Source organism: Haloactinopolyspora alba (assembly GCF_003014555.1).
In the GTDB taxonomy this organism is placed as follows: domain Bacteria; phylum Actinomycetota; class Actinomycetes; order Jiangellales; family Jiangellaceae; genus Haloactinopolyspora; species Haloactinopolyspora alba.
In genome coordinates this window covers 108,084-126,067 of the sequence record NZ_PYGE01000001.1, presented here as the reverse complement: position 1 = coordinate 126,067, position 17,984 = coordinate 108,084, and the positions used below count along the sequence as shown (strand labels likewise).

Annotated in this window: 9 protein-coding genes; 8 read left to right on the top strand and 1 reads right to left on the bottom strand. The window is 65.7% G+C overall.

From position 1 onward, the window contains the following. Positions 1-412 precede the first annotated feature (412 nt). Positions 413-1,375 (top strand): DUF2637 domain-containing protein, encoded by a 963-nt coding sequence (locus CLV30_RS00545; protein WP_165358388.1) that lies wholly within the window; start codon positions 413-415, stop codon positions 1,373-1,375. Continuing rightward, the gene (locus CLV30_RS00540) at positions 1,353-1,583 is read left to right on the top strand and encodes a hypothetical protein (RefSeq protein WP_106535236.1); all 231 of its coding nucleotides are present in this window, start codon (positions 1,353-1,355) and stop codon (positions 1,581-1,583) included. The genes CLV30_RS00545 and CLV30_RS00540 overlap by 23 nt, the downstream gene beginning before the upstream one ends. Before the next feature lie 59 nt (positions 1,584-1,642). On the opposite strand, the gene CLV30_RS26180 is transcribed toward CLV30_RS00540, so the two are convergent. Further along, positions 1,643-1,810, bottom strand: a complete 168-nt coding sequence (locus tag CLV30_RS26180; protein WP_165358387.1) for a hypothetical protein — start codon at positions 1,808-1,810, stop codon at positions 1,643-1,645. A 9-nt stretch (positions 1,811-1,819) separates the two neighbouring features. On the opposite strand from CLV30_RS26180, the gene CLV30_RS00535 reads away from it, so the two are divergent. The 6 genes from CLV30_RS00535 (at position 1,820) to mads8 (ending at position 17,892) form a co-directional block, all read left to right on the top strand. Then, on the top strand, positions 1,820-2,194 hold the full coding sequence (locus CLV30_RS00535) for a hypothetical protein (RefSeq protein ID WP_129710801.1): 375 nt from the start codon (positions 1,820-1,822) through the stop codon (positions 2,192-2,194). An 894-nt stretch (positions 2,195-3,088) separates the two neighbouring features. Then, positions 3,089-5,176, top strand: coding sequence for a methylation-associated defense system DNA methyltransferase MAD2 (gene mads2 / locus CLV30_RS00525; RefSeq protein WP_106535599.1), 2,088 nt, complete (start codon positions 3,089-3,091; stop codon positions 5,174-5,176). After that, complete coding sequence (gene mads5, locus CLV30_RS00520) at positions 5,173-6,603, top strand: methylation-associated defense system restriction endonuclease subunit S MAD5 (RefSeq protein WP_106535234.1); 1,431 nt, start codon at positions 5,173-5,175, stop codon at positions 6,601-6,603. Before mads2 ends, mads5 begins: the two co-directional genes overlap by 4 nt. After that, positions 6,597-10,826 (top strand): methylation-associated defense system protein kinase MAD6, encoded by a 4,230-nt coding sequence (gene mads6, locus CLV30_RS00515; protein WP_106535233.1) that lies wholly within the window; start codon positions 6,597-6,599, stop codon positions 10,824-10,826. Before mads5 ends, mads6 begins: the two co-directional genes overlap by 7 nt. Continuing rightward, on the top strand, positions 10,817-12,472 hold the full coding sequence (gene mads7 / locus CLV30_RS00510; protein ID WP_106535232.1) for a methylation-associated defense system protein MAD7: 1,656 nt from the start codon (positions 10,817-10,819) through the stop codon (positions 12,470-12,472). The genes mads6 and mads7 overlap by 10 nt, the downstream gene beginning before the upstream one ends. Beyond that, positions 12,448-17,892 carry a methylation-associated defense system ATP-binding protein MAD8 gene (gene mads8 / locus CLV30_RS00505; RefSeq protein WP_106535231.1) on the top strand — a complete coding sequence of 1,815 codons (5,445 nt, stop codon included), beginning with the start codon at positions 12,448-12,450 and terminating at the stop codon, positions 17,890-17,892. The genes mads7 and mads8 overlap by 25 nt, the downstream gene beginning before the upstream one ends. The last annotated feature ends 92 nt before the right edge of the window (positions 17,893-17,984 follow it).

The following is a 17,984-nucleotide window of genomic DNA, read 5'->3' as shown; positions in this document are numbered from 1 at the left end:
ACACCCGGTGGGTGCGTACTGCCGCGCACGCTGTCACGGCTATTCGCACGCTTTCCGCTCTTAATGCCAGAGGTGTAAGGCGATCTCGTAACAGCCGCAGGACGGGGTCATCAGACCGACATCGGCGGCGGACAGCCGCGCCGTGCCGTAAAGGCCGCAGGCGGGGTCGTCAGAGCGACAACAGCGGCGGTCGGCCGGCTCCGGCGGTGCAACTGATAGACGGGCCGTCACAGCGACATCGGCGGCCGACGGCCGCACGGCGCCGACGGACTGAGACCTACGTCGGGTGCGTAAGCACCGTCATGACCGAGACCCGCACCCCGCGCGTGCGCGCCGGTGCGCCACCCAGTCAATGAGACCCCGCGCGCACACGCTCAGCGCCGCGCAGCGACACCGGCAGGGAGACGAACACATGAGCACCGAGCCAACGAGCGCAACACCGGGACCGGTGAGCGCGCCCAGCAGCCAGGTCGCGGACCTGAGCGACGCGCCGTCGGTGCGCGCAGAGCGCGACCACCAACCCCCGGCCGCGCGCACCGAGCCGGTGAGCGCTCACGAGCAGCAGGCGTCCTCGCGCGCAACGCTGCGGCGACTGATTACCATGATCGCCGTCGTCGGTGCGGCGCTCGCGATCGGAGCGTTCACGCTCAGCTTCGACGCACTGCGCGAGCTCGCCACCATCTCCGGGCTCAACCCCACCCTCGCGTGGCTGTGGCCACTGATCGTCGACGGGTTCATCCTGATCGCCACCGCAGCAGCCGTCGCACTACGAGACCGTGGCCGCCGCGTCACCTGGTATCCATGGGCCACCCTCATCCTGTTCTCCACCATCAGCGTCGCCGGCAACGCCCTCCACGCCAGCAACCACGCCCACCACACCGCCGTCAGCATCACCATCGCCGCCGCCGTCAGCGCCGTACCCGCCCTCGCACTGCTGCTCGCCAGCCACCTCATGGTCGTCCTACTCAGCACACCGAACCACACCACCGGGCACGAGCCCACGAGGACGAGCCACGAATGCGCAAGTACCTCTGAGCGACCCGCTGAAGGCACCGCCCACGCCGTGGAGCGCCCTTCCAGTGCCGCCACATCGGCAAGTTCGTTGAACGTGACTTCATCGACCACGGCCAAGGAAACCAAGCCGACCCGCGCCACAGTCGATGCCGAGCTGCGAGCGTGGATCCATGGAGAACACGCAGCAGGCCGCACTGTGACCGGTGCCGACGTCGCAGCAAGGCTCAACGTCTCCGCAGCCACGGGACGCCGACGCCTCGCTGCACTCCGCCAGGAGATGCCCGCAGACGCTCCAGACGACTCCAGCCAAGGTTTGAGCCACGGGGAGGCAGGTAGCCATGCACGCGCTGAGCGATCCTGAACAGGCTGGTTACGCGCTCGCGGTCGCCATCGTCACGTTCGGCGGTGCCGGGATCGCAGCGTTCTTCTACGTCTCGCTGACCATCGGCACATCACGAGGCCGCGGACTGGGTCACCTCGCCACCTGGTGGCTACGCGTCACCAGCATCCTGTTCACCATCGCTCTCGGTGCGGTCATCGTCGTGGCCGTATATCGGTCGATCAGGTGAGGGCTCGCAGGTGGCCGCGTCGACGATCTGACCGAGGGGTCATGAGCCAGCGGCAGCAGTCACGGCGCTTTCGACCCTGCGAAACGCGGCGATCCGCGGCGCAGCTCCACGGTCTCGCGCCGCTGCACGACGACCGCAGGGTGCAACGCGACGCCCGGATTCAGCACCTCGGGCAGCAAGGAGTCGCTGGCGGCAACCAGCCGCACCACGCCGTTACAAGCAGGCACACTTGATCTATGGCTAGCCCGTTCATCACTAGCCAGTGCATCATCTGCGGCGTAGGGGCCCGCACGATGGAGCGCTACCCCCGTATCGCCTGCCGGGCCTGCCACCGCCGCGCGGTCAACGCCGCCGGCGAGCGAATCCGGTTCTACACTCCTTATATCGCCGGTGGGTTCGAGGCCCGTCTCGTTGACGAGGCGCAGACGCTCGACGACGAGGTCACCCGGACCAACCTGGTGTACATCGATGGGCAGGCCGTCTTCGCCGACGAAGCCCGGTTCGGCGGCAGCGTGATTCAGCCACTCGAGGATCGCCCGGACCCGGCGCGCAAGCTGCCACCGGAACGCCAACACGAGCTACCGCCGGACTTGCTGCGTGAGCTGCCGTAGGTCACCGCGCCCGGGAGTTGCCTGACATGCCCGAGATGATGACGCGCATGACCGAAACGATCATGTTGGTAGGAGTCCTCGCTGGACTCGCGGTGGTGTGCTGGTTCAGCACAGCCGGCAGTGATTCGCCAGCCCACCGGGGCCAGCGGGTGGCCGGACTGCTGGCGTACCTGGAGCGGCGACGGCCATCGTAGCCGCGACGAAGGTCGGCCCGGCCTCTTACAGCGCGGATTTGGTGGGTGGCATGATGCTGCTCACGACTGCGTCCATCGTCGCCATGACCTACGTCATTGCTGGGGCCAGCGCGTAACCCCGTGACCACGATCCATCGCCGAGCCGACCTCGGCTCGGCACCGTACTGTGTTCACCGGCCAGAGCACCGCCGTCGTGGTCGACCAGGTCGATCTCCACGAAGCCCGGCTCGGCGTCGTCCCCACTCCGCCCAGGTCCGCACCGTGATCTGATCCTTCAGCAGCGATCTGGGCTCGGTGCGCGAACGGCCCTGCACGTCATCGCCGCGCGGTGCTCGGCGCGCTTGCGATCGATCGTGGCCGCGCTCACCCAACACAACAGCTCGGCCTGCGCGTCGGTCAGGTCCAACTCGCCGTCGCGGCGCAGCGTCGGCGCCAGACACTTACCCGCCGGCGCCCGCAGAACCGCCCAACACCTCACCAGCATTCCAGATGAGGCAACGTATCGACCCGCGGACCATCCTGAGATGAGTCAACGCGTGCCGTGTTCGTGCGGCAGATCCACCGATATGCTTCGACCAGCTGGCGGTCGCAGCCCCACACGTGGCCCCGACCTCCTTTGACGAGCGCAACAGACAAGAATGTGATGGTGAGTTCAACCGACATGGTTGACCCGACGACCCTCAACACAGCTCAGCCCGACATGGAGGCTGAGGCACAGGTCCACCACCTCGACGAGGGGTACCTCGTCGACTTCCTCACGGACAAGCCGATCAAGGACACCCCGAAGGAGCAGGTCCGGCAGCGGATCATGCGGGTGCTCTTCCACGAGTACCAGTTCGCTCCGGAGGACATGCAGCTCGACTTCCCGGTGAAGGTCCAAACCGAGAAGGGGATGCGGACGAAGAAGGTCGACATCGCGATTTTCGCGCCGGGCAGCGGGCACACCGAGGACAACCTGCGCCGCGTGGTGGTCTGCAACAAGGAGCCCAACCGCAGCAAGAACGTCGTCAAGCTGCGCACTCATGACCAGATGAAGTCGGAGATGGCTCTCCTGCAGGATCTTCTTGGCGCTGAGGACTACCCCGCGCGATCTTGGGGCCTGTGGACCGACAACGTCAACTTCTTCTTCATCGAGAAGGAGACCACACGCTGGGGTGCGGACTTTCACGAGCGCTCCGATTGGCCGATGGCCGACGGTACCGTCGGCAGCGGCCAGGTTGTCTCCGCCCAGCAGCTTCGCCGCGCCGAGCCGGAGATGCTCAAGATCACGTTCCGGCGCTGCCACAACTATGTCCACGGTAACGAGGGCATGCCGAAGGACGCCGCCTTCTGGCAGTTCCTCTACCTGCTCTTCGCGAAGATGTACGACGAACGGGCCGTCCGCAAGGGCAGCTCACGCCGCTTCTACGCTTCGATGTCCGAGCCCTATAGCGACGAGGGGCGCACCGCGATCCGCGAGCGGATCGAGGACCTCTTCGAGGACGTCAAGAAGCAGTACGCCGAATCCGGTCTCTTCAAGGCCAACGACGAGATCACCCTCTCCGACAGGGCACTCGCCTTCATCGTCAGCGAGCTGGCCCCCTACGACCTTGGTCTGACCGACATCGACGCCAAGGGGCTGGCCTACCAGGAGCTGGTCGGCACCAACCTTCGGGGTGACCGTGGTCAGTACTTCACCCCGCGCGGCGCGGTAAAGCTGATGATCGACATCCTTGACCCGCAGGAGGACGAGACGGTCCTCGACCCGACCTGTGGCACCGGCGGCTTCCTCCACGCCACCCTCACTCACCTGCATCAGAAGATGAAGCGTGAGTGGGACACCGAGGGCATCCCGGACTCACCCGAGGAGGCTGAGCGCTACCGCGACCGCCTTCGCAAGTACGCCGAGGAGCATCTTTTCGGCGCCGACTTCGACCCGTTCCTCGTGCGCGCCACCTCAATGAACATCATGACCCTCGCCGAAATCCCAGGCAATGTCTTCCACATGGACTCCCTCGCCTTCCCGAAGGGACACCTGGGCGGCGTCGCCGAGGCGAACAAGCGGATCCCGCTCGCAAAGGACGGGCGCAGCGGCGTCGTGGACGTGCTCGTCACCAACCCACCGTTCGGTGCTGACATCCCGATCAGCGACGAGTCGGTGCTTGGCGCCTTCCGCGAGGGCGTCGCCAAATCGTGGTCGCGGGATAAGAAGACGGGGGAGCTCCAGGTTAACCCGAACCTGCCCGGCTCGATGGCACCAGAGCAGCTCTTCGTCCAGCGGGCCATCGAGTGGATCAAGCCCGGTGGCCGGCTTGGCATCGTCCTGCCCAACGGTATCCTCTCCAACCCCGGTCCGGCCGATGAGGGCCTCCGCCAGTACATCCTGCAGGAGTGCTGGGTGCTTGCCAGCGTCGAGCTGCCCGTGGAGACCTTCATCGTCGACGCCAACGTCAACATCCTCACGACCCTGCTCTTCCTCAAGCGCAAGACACTCGACGAGAAGATCAACGAGAAGCTTAATGGGTCCATCTCCTACCCGGTCTTTATGGCAGTCGCCGAGAAGGTCGGCTTCGATCGTCGCGGCAACGACCTTTACAAGCGCTCTCCGGATGGCGACCTCATAATGGAAACCTACGAGGAGGCCGAGTACCTCACCATCGGCGGTGAGCGGCGAACGCGCAAGGTAAAGCGGAGTCGGCCGGTCGTCGATAATGATCTGCCGGTGATAGCTGCGAAGTATTGGGAGTTCCGCGAGAGGCATGCGATCCCGGGCTTCGACCCCCGCAATGTTGTAGGGGCCGACGCATGAAGATCGCCAGAATGGACAACCCTGTCCGGGCCGACTGGTTCTCTGACCAAGGGCTCCGGCTCGATGCCTCGCCGTATCTCTCTGGTGCACTGGAGGTGCGCAAGCGCCTTGAAGTCCTCCCCAACACAGTGCGTCTCGCCAGCCTCACGACTGGTTACAACGACGGTATCTTCAACGGGCCGCAGTTCCGCCGAGTCTATCTGTCCAATCCAGAGCACAGCGTGCCGTTCCTTGGTAGCAAAGACATGATGACCAGCGACCTTACGAGACTGCCGCGGCTGAGGAGATCCGACGCCGAGTCTGGCAGTCTCTCCCACCTCCGGCTCAAGCCTGGGATGACGCTAATCTCATGTTCGGGATTCCATGCGGGACGGAGGTCCTACGTACGCCCCGACATGGCGACCATCTGGTCCTCGCAGGATGTTCTCAAAGTCGAGCCCGATCCAGGCAAGATTAGGGCCGGGTACCTGTATGCATTCCTCGCTAGCCGGTTCGGAGAAGCGTTCGTCAAGGCTTCAGTCTACGGATCGGCGGTGAAACATATCGAGCCGCACCATCTCGTCGACCTTCCCGTTCCGCGGTTCGACTCCGTGCTGGAGCAACAGATCCACGACCTGGTCGAAGAGAGCGCCCGTCTGAGGGCCGCCTTCCAGGCAGGACTCGTCGCCGCCTCCGAGGATTTCTTCCGCAGCGCTGGTCTCCCCGAACTCATCGACTACCGTTGGCACGACGAGGAGTCCGACCTCGGTTTCGTCGTTCATGGCGTTACTCCCGTGACACTGCGGGCGTTGAACTTCAGGCCGCGCGCGCAGCGCCTGACCGACGTGCTTCGGTCGGTTCCCGGCACGACGCTGGGGCAGGTGTGCGAGGGCGGAACTCTTCGGACCGGCGCCCGCTTCAAACGGATCGACACCGACGAGGAGCACGGCGTTCGGCTGGTGGGGCAGCGTCAGGCGTTTTGGGGGCGGCCGGAGGGGCGCTGGATCAGTGCTGCTGCGGCACCGGGCGACATCCTCCAAGAAGACGAGACGATCCTCGTGGCGGCGCACGGTACGTTCGGCGAGAACGAAGTTTACTCCCGGTCGGTGTTCATCACAGGGAGCCTGCTCGAGAATGCGTATGGCCAGGACTTCCTTCGGGTGCTGAGTGGCAGAGCCGAGGTTCCGGGAGCCTACCTCTTCGCACTCTTTCGGACCAACGCGATGTTCCGGATCTTCCGGTCCATCAGCGTCGGAGGAAAGCAGCAAGAATATCACACGACGCTCCTTCGCGACTTGCCGATTCCGCTAGCACCTATGGCCGACCGCGAACGCATAGCGGAGACTGTCCGTAAGGCGTACCGAGACCGTGACCGCGCGGACGTCCTCGAAGATCAAGCGCTGGCTTTGCTCACCGACGCGATCGAGGAGGCGGAGGCCCGATGGTGAGGATCGTTCCGATCGGCCGGCCCGTGAACGATGCGGAACGGGCTGTCATCGCCCACCTGCGTGATCACGGGCCGGCCGAGTGGACGGTCCTGCACTCCCTGGAGATCCCGGACTCGCAGGGCCGGCTCTTCGAGGTCGACCTGGTGGTCGTGACCGGCCACATGGTCTACGTGATCGATGTGAAGGGCACCTTCGGCCGGATCGATGTGCAGGGGTCACGGTGGATGCCAGCGGGGCGTTCGCCGTTCCATACGCCGCTACCGAAACTGCGGGAGAACGCCAAACGGCTCAAGAGCCTCCTCGAGGACACGCACCCGCAGCTCTCCCGGGTCTATGTCGACGCTGTCGTCGTGCTCCCAGCTCGGGATGCCCGGCTCGTCGACCACAACACTCCACAGCGTGATGCCGCCGCCACCGTCAACCTGCAGCACCTGGTGACCTTGCTTTCCGACGCCTCCCGGGTGCCGACCGGCTCCTTCTCGGTTGACGCAGACATCGAGCGCAACCACGAGAAGATCGTCGAGGAGGTCAAGCGGATTGGTCAGGTGCCCACCGGGCCGCTGCAGTTCGGCAATTGGCTGGTCCTCGACACGCTGAGCGAGACTATCCATGCTGGCGGGATCGACGTGGTGGGGGAGTACCGAGCGAAGAACGCCAACGCGGTGCAAGGCTCGGGAACTGTACGGCTCGTGGTGCGCCAGCCCGACCTGTACGCACCCACGCGCGAACGGGAGAAGAAACAGAAGCAGATCGGCATCGCGTACGAGGCCCTCGGCAAGCTACCGCCGCATCCGGCGATCGTCGGAGTTAAGGACTTCTTCCCTGACCCCGAGGACCGTGGCTTCGTCACCGTCTACGACGACATCCCGGGACACGCACTCCGGCTGCACTTGGGTGAGAAGCCGGTCGAGCCGCTCACTCGGGACCGGAAGCTGCTGATCCTGCGGCAGGTGCTCACCGGGCTCGCGCATGCCCAGTCCCGCAAGATCGTGCACCGGGCGCTGAACCCGGCGACCATTCTGCTTACCCAGGACGGCCGGGCAATGATCATCGGCTTCGACTACGCCAAGACCGCCCAGATGCGGGCCCATACAGTCGCACTTGACGCCCACGCCGCCGCGGACCACGCCTATCTGGCGCCCGAGGCGATGGAAATCCCGACAAAGATGACCGACAAGGCGGACATCTACGCGGTCGGCGTGATCGGCTTCGAGATGCTGTCCGGCCACCTGCCCTTCGAGTCAGTGACCGAGCAGGTCAAGGCCGGCGGAGCACTTCCGGAGAAGGACTTGGAGCAGGCCGACGTGCCATCGCCGCTGCGGCACTGGCTCTCACTGCTGTGCGCCGCAAAGCCGGAAGACCGGCCCGACGCGCGAGAGGCGATCCGCCGCCTCAACCTAGCGATCGGTGAGGTCAACCGACCTAGGCGCCGGGTCACCGGTGGCAATGGAGGAGAACCGCCGACGCCGCCGGACCATGCGCGGGCTGAGGGTAATGACGAAAAGAGGCGCGATCCGCAGTACTGGCGGAACTTGCCGCGGGACTTCGCGTTAGGCACCAAATACATCGTGCAGCAGCGCCTCGGCAAGCCCGGCGCGAGCGGCGTTGCTTACAGAGTCTTCGACACCATGCGCAACGTCGACCGGGTCATCAAGCTGATCCTCCGCGACGGGGAGGGCACTCGGGAGCGGGCTCGTCGTGAGGGTATGGTGCTGTCCCGGCTTCAGGACGCGACGGCGCATCCAAACGTGGTGCGGATGTTCGACGTCGACGTGCTGCCGAAGCCGCACCCATATCCGTTCCTGGTCTTCGAGTTCGTCACCGGTGAGGATCTCGGCGAGGTTATCCGAGGCGGCACGCTCACTCCAGGCGACGTCCGGCGGATCGGTATCGACGTCGCCGAAGGGCTGAAGTACCTGCACGGCCTGGACGTCTGGCATTGCGACATCAAGCCGGGCAACCTGCTATGGACCGAAGACGGGGTCAAGATCCTCGACTTCGGCATCGCCAAGACCCCCGAATCCACCCAGGGCCACACCGCCAGCACCCCGCGCTACACCCCGCCGGACCTCGATCAGGTGCCGGCCAGCACGGCCGGCTACATCGACCGGGACCTCTACGCGCTCGGGATCACGCTGTACGAGGCCCTAACCAACGCCTACCCGTGGGACGGGGCCAGCACCCCGCCGCTCGCGGTGGCTGCCGAGGACCCGCGCGAGCGATTCGCCCTGCCCGGCGTAACTCCCGAACTGGTCAAGACGATCCTCAAGGCGATCTCGCCGGAGCGCGGTGGTCGGTTCAGCGGCGCCGAGGAGTTCCTGACAGCGCTCAAGGCGGCTGCCGAACCGCCGAAGCCAGCGATGCCCGAGCCAGTCAAACCTGATCCGGTGGTTGTGTCCAGCAGTGACGGCGTGGCACAGGGTCACAACCCGTTCGTTGCCTACCTGCAGACGCTCTACAGCCAGAGCCGGCGTAGCAACCGCGGTACCCGTGGCATGGATGCCGCAGATGTGCGCGTCTACGTGCCCACAGGGCTCGACTTGGCCCTCACCCCGAGCGTGCTGGCCGGCGCACACTCGCTGGTGATAGTCACCGGCAACGCTGGTGACGGCAAAACCGCCTTCCTGGAGAGCCTCGCGGCCACCGCACGTGAGCGTGGCGCGACGTTCACCTCCGAGCGGGCAAACGGCGCCGACTTCGAGCTGAACGGTCGTCGCTTCGACACCAACTACGACGGCAGTCAGGACGAGGACGGCGTCGTCAGTGACGACGTGCTCACCGAATTCTTTGCGCCGTTCGCCGGAGCCGACGAGGTCGGGGTGCTGACCGGCGAGACCCGGCTGATCGCGGTCAACGAGGGCCGCTTGGTCGACTTCCTCAGCCACCACCCCGAGGAGTTCGCTGCGCTCACTCGGGTCGTCGAGGTCGGGTTGCGCGGCGAGGATGACGAACCGGGGCCGGTCGCGGTGGTCAACCTAAACCTCCGTGACGTGACCGTCCGCCCGGCCGACACGCTCAACGGCGAGGGCTCCAACAACTCGATCCTGGAGCGGATGCTGGACTCGTTGGTCCGCCCCGAGTTTTGGTCCGCCTGTGAGGGCTGCGCCCTCTTCGAGGGCTGCTACGCCCGGCAGAACGCGGCCACGATCGCCCACCCGGTCGTCGGGCCGCAGATCAAGGAGCGCATGCGGCGCATCTACGAGATAGCCCAGCTTCGCGGCCGGCTGCACATCACCCTGCGCGACCTGCGCTCCGCACTCGCCTACACCCTGACCTCGGGTCGGGACTGTGCCGAGATCCACGACCTTTACGAGGCCAAGGAGTCTAGGCTGATCCTCGCCAGCCACTACTTCAACGCCTACCGTGGCGGCGACACCGTCATCGAGCGAGACCGGCTGCTTAACCAGCTCCACCAGGTCGACGTAGCCCGCTCACCACAGCCTGTGCTCGACCGGCGTCTGGCCAGCGAGGGCCTGCTGAAGCACTATCTGGTCAGCGCCTCGGACCGGATCACCCCAGAGCGGGACCTGCTTCGGGCGATGCACCCGGAGGTCAACGGCGCCGATGCCAATGCCGATGAGATCATCGAGTTCGTCTCCGCGGCACGCCGTCTGTCGTACTTCGAGATGCGCGACCCCGTCGAGGCGGTGAAGATGCTGCCTTACGCCTCGGTGCAGTCGTTCCTAGAGCTGCTTGACGGCAAGCGGCCGGTCCCGACCGAGCTGTTTCTCGAGGCGCTCAACCGCAGCGAGGGCGTCGTGTCCCCTGAGCTCGCCGCCGGTGGGCTCGTCATCCGGATCCGAGATGTGGTCCGCGGCACCGTCCGCAGCCTGCGGCGCTTCCCTGGCGATGGCTTCCGGGCCGGACGCGTCGGCACCGACGCCCACCCCTACCTGGAGACCCGGCCCACCGCACTCCGGCTCACGTACATCGACCCCGGCAGACAGAATATCCCTCCAGCGGAGTTGCGGATCGGGTTGGACCTCTTCGAGCTCATCGAACGGTTCCGGCGTGGCTACCAGGCAAGTATCGACGACGACCAGGGCTACGCGCTGGCATTGACTGTCTTCAAGAACCAGCTCGCCGCGGTGCCCTACGACGAGGTGCTGTTGACCGTCGACGGGTCGGCGATGCACACGGTGCGACGAAGCGACGACGGCGTTCTCCACCTGATCACCCAGGAGGCGTTGGTGCCCGAGACCGAGGACGCGGAATGGCGCTAGACAGCAAGGACCGCGCCTTCCGATGCGACGCGATCAGCCGCATCGACTACAAAACGCTCGCCATGGACCGTGTCCTCACTGCCTTCCTGGCCAGGCTGTGGCACGGCGGTGTGACCAGCCGGATGCGGCGTGCCACCGACCTCGACGTCAACGCGTACCTGGAACTACTGGTCGACGACAAGACAGGCCGGTTCGACGGGTTCGCCGACAATGAGGACGTCACCCGCCGCTGGGTCGCCACTCACCTGCTGGACCTGGTGAACCGCGGCCGGGTCAGCGAGGCAGTCGCCGGGCCACGTCCGCTGCACGGGTTCGCCTACCGACTGCGGAACACCTTCAGGTCACGTCCCTACGGCGCCGACGAGCAACTCTACGAGCTACTCGCGGTCAACGACATCGCCCTCAAGGCGTTGCGCGAGTTCTTCTTCTCCGACATCGACCCCACCACCGGCGAGGCCGTGCCCGGCCCCGACATCGACGTGGAGTCCCAGGCACTGCTCAGCATGGTCGAGGCAACTCAGGGCAAGGCGCAGGACCGCGCCGAAAACTCCTCCCGTCGTGAGCAGAAGCAACTGTGCCGCCAACCCGCCGAACTGCTGGGCGAGGACGTGCTTCGGCTGCTGCTCCACCGCAACTTCATGCCGCGCACCGTCCTCGTGGAGCACCTCAAGATTCTGCTCTCCTTCCACCTGGCGCTGTACCACCTTCGGATGTTCAAGCTCGTGCCCGCCGCCGTGCGCGACGGCGCTGTCGACAACGCCTGCGTCGGCGGCTACAAGCACGACGAGCAGTGCCGCTTTCGTCCCCAGCTCTTCGTCGACGTCGCCGGCTCGGAGGGCGAGCTGCCCGCGGAGTACGCGGTCAAGAGTGCCGCAACCTGGTACGGCCGGCTGCCGCAGTTCGTTCGTGGCACATTCGCGGTGCTCAAACTCACTGACTTCGCCAAGGACCTGCACCGGCAGGGTAAGTACGCGATGCCCGGCAAGGGTGACCTGGCCGCTGCGGACGCCATCGCGCTGCTCGACAAGAAGTACGAGGCTGACCGGGAGGTCTTCTTCGACATGCGGGTACGCAGGATCCTCGACGAAGAGGAGGAACCCCTCGCGCCCGAGTTGCAGACCATCATCGACCTCGGCCTGAGCCGCTTCGACACTTACCTCGAGCTGATCATGCACTACCGCGGCGCCTTCCAACGCAAGTACCTCGTCGACTGCCTGGACTCGATGTTCCTCAAGGGTCGCCCCGGCGAGCTGCTCACCCAGCCGCGGGGCAGTACCGGCGTACGTCGATTCGTGCTCGACTCCCGGCTGCTGGAGGTGCTACTGCAGGTTTGCTTGGTGCAGCCTGATGCCTCCGGGCAAATGCGGACGCGTCCGATGCGGGTCGACGAGGTCCTCGAGACGCTGCAAACCCGCTATGGTCTCTACATCGACACCTTGCCGACGGAAGACGGCTTCCATGGGCCTGACCTGCCTGATCAGGCCGCCGTGCGCGCCAACACCGCTGCCTTCGTCGACCGGCTTCGCGAGATCGGCTACTACCGCGACCTCTCTGACGCCTACCTGGCCCAGACCGTCACCCCGCGCTTCACCATCGGCGCTCACCTGGAGAGGAGCCAGAGTTGGCTGCCACCGCGGTCGGGCTGACCGAGCCCACCATGGCCGACCGGCGCAGTGCCCTGGAGGACGTGCTCGTCCCCCACCTGCTCGCCCTGCTCTCCAACCGGCAGGCGGGCCACTGCATGCGCGTCACCGAACTCGACGGCGAGCTCGGCTCCCGCCTGGTTCACCGGTTGCGTACTGCCACCTTGCCTGGGACCGTGGTGTGCCTGCTGGCGAATGATGAGGAGGTCGCCAGCGGCGACGACATGCTGGTGACCAGCACCCAGCTCGTCGAGCTGCGGAACCGACCTGTCGAAGAAACCTCCGGGCCACTGCTGGCCTTCGTGCCGCCGGGGCTCCGCGCGAGCGCCGAGGACTCCTTCGGCGTGGCCACCTTCGAGGAAGTCGAGGTCGGCAACGCCTACGGCATGCTACGCGAGGAGCTGATGAGCCGGGTGCCGACTTCGCTGCGCGACGGCATCGACCGTCTGCAGCACGCTCTCGCCCAGAAGAAGGACGGCCGCGCCACCGACCAGGCCTGGGTACATTACCTGCTTACCATCGCTGCCAATGATTACGAACCCGACGCCGCAGGAGCGGCGATCTTCTGTTTCGGCCTGGTTCCCGATCTGGCGCTCTTCAAGACGCTCGATGACGTGTCCGGGCGGGTGGGTCGCAATCGCGTCCATGTGGACGACCTCAGCCGCAGTGACCTTGCCGAGCGGCAGCGGGTGCTCTCCCTCGGACTCGCCGACCCCGGCTTCATCGCCCGGCTTGGCCGCTTCGTTGGGAAGATCGGCCTAGAGGACCGCGGCATCTGGACCCGGCGGATCATCACCGACCGCGACAACCGCGGCCTGACCTTCGACAAGTGGCCCGCGCCGAATGAGCGCGAGGTGCAGGTCGAGATCGACGTCCACATTGTCGGCCTGCCAGTCGTCGGGGACGACGCGGAGCATCTCAAGAACTACCCGGTCTTGGAGACGCTCGCCGGACAGCCGTACCTGATTGCCGGTCCGACAGGTGCCAAGGACATCGCTGCAACCTTCGGCATTGGCCCGGCCCTGACCACCGCTGACGGACTGCTCAAGCTCCGTGTCGAGCTGGTCGCCGAGGATGGTGAGCCCACCGGCAAGGCGGTAAACGTGGCCGCCGGAGTACGTCCGAAGAGTAACTACAAGGGCACGATCCGCAACCTGCGCAAGGCCCAGCTCGACGAGGGCTGGCACCGCCTGATCGTTACACCGATCGCAGAGACCGACCGGCGGATCGTCACGGGCCCTTCCTCCGGCATGAGCGAGCTCTTTTATGTCGTCAACGCCGACGAGAGCGAGGAGCCGCCCGAGACTCGGGCACAGCGTTACGAGAGCCTTACCCACGCGATCCAGCGGCTGGCCTTCGGCCGCCTCGTCGACGGACGCCCCGGCAAGGAGCTCACTCCTGGCGAGGTCTCCTGGGTCAACGGGTCGCGCACCTCGGCGTACGCCAGTGCGAACGTGCACGTAGCCGGTGGTGGCGGCGTCGAGGTCAGGCTCTCCCGGCTGCTGACCCAGATCGAGCGCGACACCTTGATCAGCCCGCGTGAGCTCGGCATGTGGCAGCTGGCGATCAGCCAGGAGGGCGCGCCCTCCGCCCCGGTCCGGGACGAGACCCCGTGGGTCGACTCGCTCGGCCCTGCGGCAGAGCAGGTCTTCGGCGAGTTCATCCGCGTCCGCGATACATTGTTCGAGGCGATCGCAGGTGCCAGTGCGTCAGACATGGAGCCGATCGGTGTCATCGAGACGACCGATCTCTCCGCTATCTCGGCTGAGACCGTTGCCTATTCGGCCAGCTACCAGCGGATGATCGCCGCGCTGTCCGCCCATCTAGGCGAGGTCGCCAAGAGCGAGCGCGGAGCCGCCCTGCGGGCACTCGCCGGTCTACAGCAGATCGATGCGGTGGCGGTCCGCTACCTCGACGCGCTCGGTGGCATCCACCGCGTCCTGCTACCCGGTCCAACCCACCCACTTCGGTTGGCGTGGTTCGCAGGGTGGAGCAGTGTCGGCGCAGCCTGGCGCAAGGAGCTTGCCCTGCACACCAGGGAGGCCGCCGCCGACGCGGCAGCGAGTTTCTTCGACCGGCTCGACTCCCTCGGATTCCCATTCGCAGTGCCGCGACAGGACAACCACCACCTGCTCGCCGCGGTCGCCAATCTGACCCCCTTCTGGACTGCGATGGTGCACCCGCGTACCGACGACGCTGTTGGATTGCTTAACAAATTGTCTGCCGCGCTCGGCGTACCGGACGCGCCCCGCGCCGCTGGTGGCAACCAGGCTGCTGCCGTGTTGGCCGACCGAGTGGAGCGGTATGTGCGCCAGCACGGTTATGTCCGCACCCTGGTCGTCAACGTGATCAATCCCGGAGACGCGGCCCTGATCGTGGAGATGCTCCTCGAACTCCAGCGGCGCTCGACGACCAGGGAGCTGACCTACGATCTCCGGCTGTGCACCGCCAACACCGCCATGCCGGGCATTGGTGAAGCCCTGGCCGACCTGACCCGTTCCGACGGCCGTTTCAACAATGATGAGGCCGAGGCATTCGGCGCGCGACAGGGCAGCGGCGTGCCAAAGCTGGCCTACTCGGTCCGGTCTATGGACGAGTTCGAGGACCGCCCGGGCGAGTTTGAAGCGCACCTGACGATCTTTGTCGACGCCTTCTCCGGCGAGCAACACGAGACGGGGCCGCTGCAAGAAGTTGCACACCCGCCGGCGTACGGGCTCATCCAGCAGGCAACTACGGCCTTCCACGCCAACGAAGACGGAACCAGCGTCACCTGGCGCAAGACCCCCGTCTGCGCCCGTCCTGGTGCCACCGGCGGCGGCCTCGGCGAAGTGCTCGCCAAACTGCCCCAGACCCTTGCCGGCGCGGCGGCCAGCGTAGCCACCGACGGGACCGCGACCGGGCATGTGCCCACGACCACGCTCAACCTCGACGGCCAGCAGCGCTCCCTACTTCACCAGGCCCACGACGTGAGCGACTGGGTGGTCATCATCGACCGCACCCTCGGCCTGGAGTATTTCGACCGCGCCGCCGACAGTGGCAGCCGCAGCGACTTCGTCATCGACTATGTCGCCGGCCGAGTCGGTCTCGGCCGTCAAGTGCTGGTCAGCTCCCGCAAGGTCGAGGAGCTCCGTGGCTTGTTGACGCCGGTGCTCAGCGACCATGGTCTTGTGGTCGACGACCGGCACCTGCAGACCTTCTTTGAGCAGTTACGACTGCTCTCGGGCAGCCTCGCCTTCAAGCTCTCCTCCGCGGCTCGCAATCAGCGCTCTGAGGTGCTTGGCCTCGCCCTGGCGCGACTTTACCTTGAGGGCCAGCGGGTGCTCGACGACCAGATCGTGGTGCCCCTCGACGCTCACCAGGATCTCTACGTCGAGGCACGACGCCGCTCAGGGGCGGAGAAGTCGCTTCGACGTACCGACCTCGCCCTGTTCTCCTTCGACGCCAATGCACGGACTATCACCTGCCGTCTGGTGGAGGTCAAGGCATACTCCAAGATCCGCAACGTCACCGAGTACGAGGCGCTGCGGCGGTCGATCACCGAGCAGGTCGAGACCTCTGAGACAGTGCTGGCCGCCCAGTTCGCTCCGAACCTGTCAGACCCTGACCGGGTCGACCGGGCGGTGAAGAACGTTGAGTTCGCCGCGCTGTTGCGGTTCTACCTGGAGCGTTCCGAACGCTACAAGATGGTCGGGCGTTCGGTGAGCACGCATGCTCGCCGACTGTTGGAGACGCTCGACGACGGGTTCATCCTCTCTTTCGAACGGATCGGGCTAATCTTCGAGCTTGCGGGAGAGAGCAGCCGGCCCGAGGTCATTGATGGAGTGGAGTTCCACCACATCGGGCGAGAAGAGATCGACGAACTCCTCGCCGACGTGCCGACCGAACCCGACCGGCCCCGCGATGCCACCGAGCCGTTCGCTACCACCGTGCCGGCCCTGACCAGGACCCGGCGCGAGGACGCTGCCTTCAGGGCCCCCACGCTCGACGCGTTGGCGGACAAGCCGCAGGAGACCGAACCCGACTGGCAATCACCACCGGTGCCGCCGCCTGTCGACCTCAGCCCGAAGCCGGCTGTGCCCGAAGCCTTCGATTCGGCACCGCCAGTGGACCGGTCGAGCGAGGATAGGGAGACGTCAGTTGCACCCACGACGGATGTTGGGGTTGAGGATCCCCCCGCGCTCCAGGACGTGTGGTCGCACGCTTCAGCCTCTTCGCAGCGGGCCATCACCCCACCGGTACTACTTGGTGTCACGTACACGACGCCGCAGCGGGCGATCTTGGGTGAGGCCGCCGGAGGCCGGAAGATCGGTCTGGATCTAAACGAGAGTCACACCATCAGCCTTTTCGGTGTCCAGGGTGGCGGCAAGAGCTACACCCTCGGTTCGATCATCGAAGGTGCGACGCTGCCCGCGCCGGGTGTGAATGACCTGCCGAACCCACTGGCTACCGTCGTCTTCCACTACAGCCGCACCCAGGACTACGCACCAGAGTTCACCTCAATGAAGTATCCCAACGACGTCGAGAGCCAGATCGACCTGCTGCGTAACCGCTATGGTGCCGAACCGGCCGCGTTGGAGGACGTCCTACTCCTGGCACCCCAGGACCAGGTCGAGGAGCGCCGTGAGGAGTTCCCTGACCTCGACGTTCAGCCACTCCTGTTCGCCTCGTCTGAACTGCAGGCTACCCACTGGCGATTCCTGCTCGGCGCGGTGGGCAACCAGGCGATGTACATCCGTCAGCTCATGCAGGTCCTCAAGGCCAACCGAAACAACCTCAGCCTGACCACTGTGCGCCAGGGGGTCGAATCCTCCGGAATGGCCGACAATCTTAAGGACCTCGCACGTCAGCGCCTCGATCTGGCCTCCAATTACATCGACGACTCCGTGCGGATCTCCGACTACGTCCGGCCCGGACGCCTCGTCATCGTCGATCTGCGCGACGAGTTCATCGAGAAGGACGAGAGCCTCGGTCTTTTCGTTGTGCTGATGCAGCTCTTCGCCGAGGCCAAGATCGACGGCAGCCACTTTAACAAACTCGTTGTCTTCGACGAGGCCCACAAGTACATCGATAGCCTCGATCTGGTCGACGTTCTCGTCGAGTCCGTCCGAGAGATGCGGCACAAGGGGATGAGCATCGTGGTCGCCAGCCAGGATCCGCCCTCGGTCCCGGTCTCGCTCATCGAACTCTCCGACGTCGTGGTCCTACACAAGATGACTTCGCCCGCGTGGCTCAAGCACATCCAGAAGGCGAACTCCGCGCTCAACGGGCTGCGGCCGGAGAACCTTGCACATCTGCAGCCGGGGGAGGCGTACACCTGGGCGGGCAAGGCCAACGACCATGCCTTCACCCGAAACGCCGTCCGTGTGTCTCTGCGGCCTCGGGTGACCCGGCACGGCGGCGAGACGAAGATGGCATCGTCGTGACCAGGCAGGCTCCATATTGGGCATGGCCGACCCGATCGACGACACACAAGTTCGCCAAGTTCCGATGACGTTGGCTGCGGTGGTCGCATCCC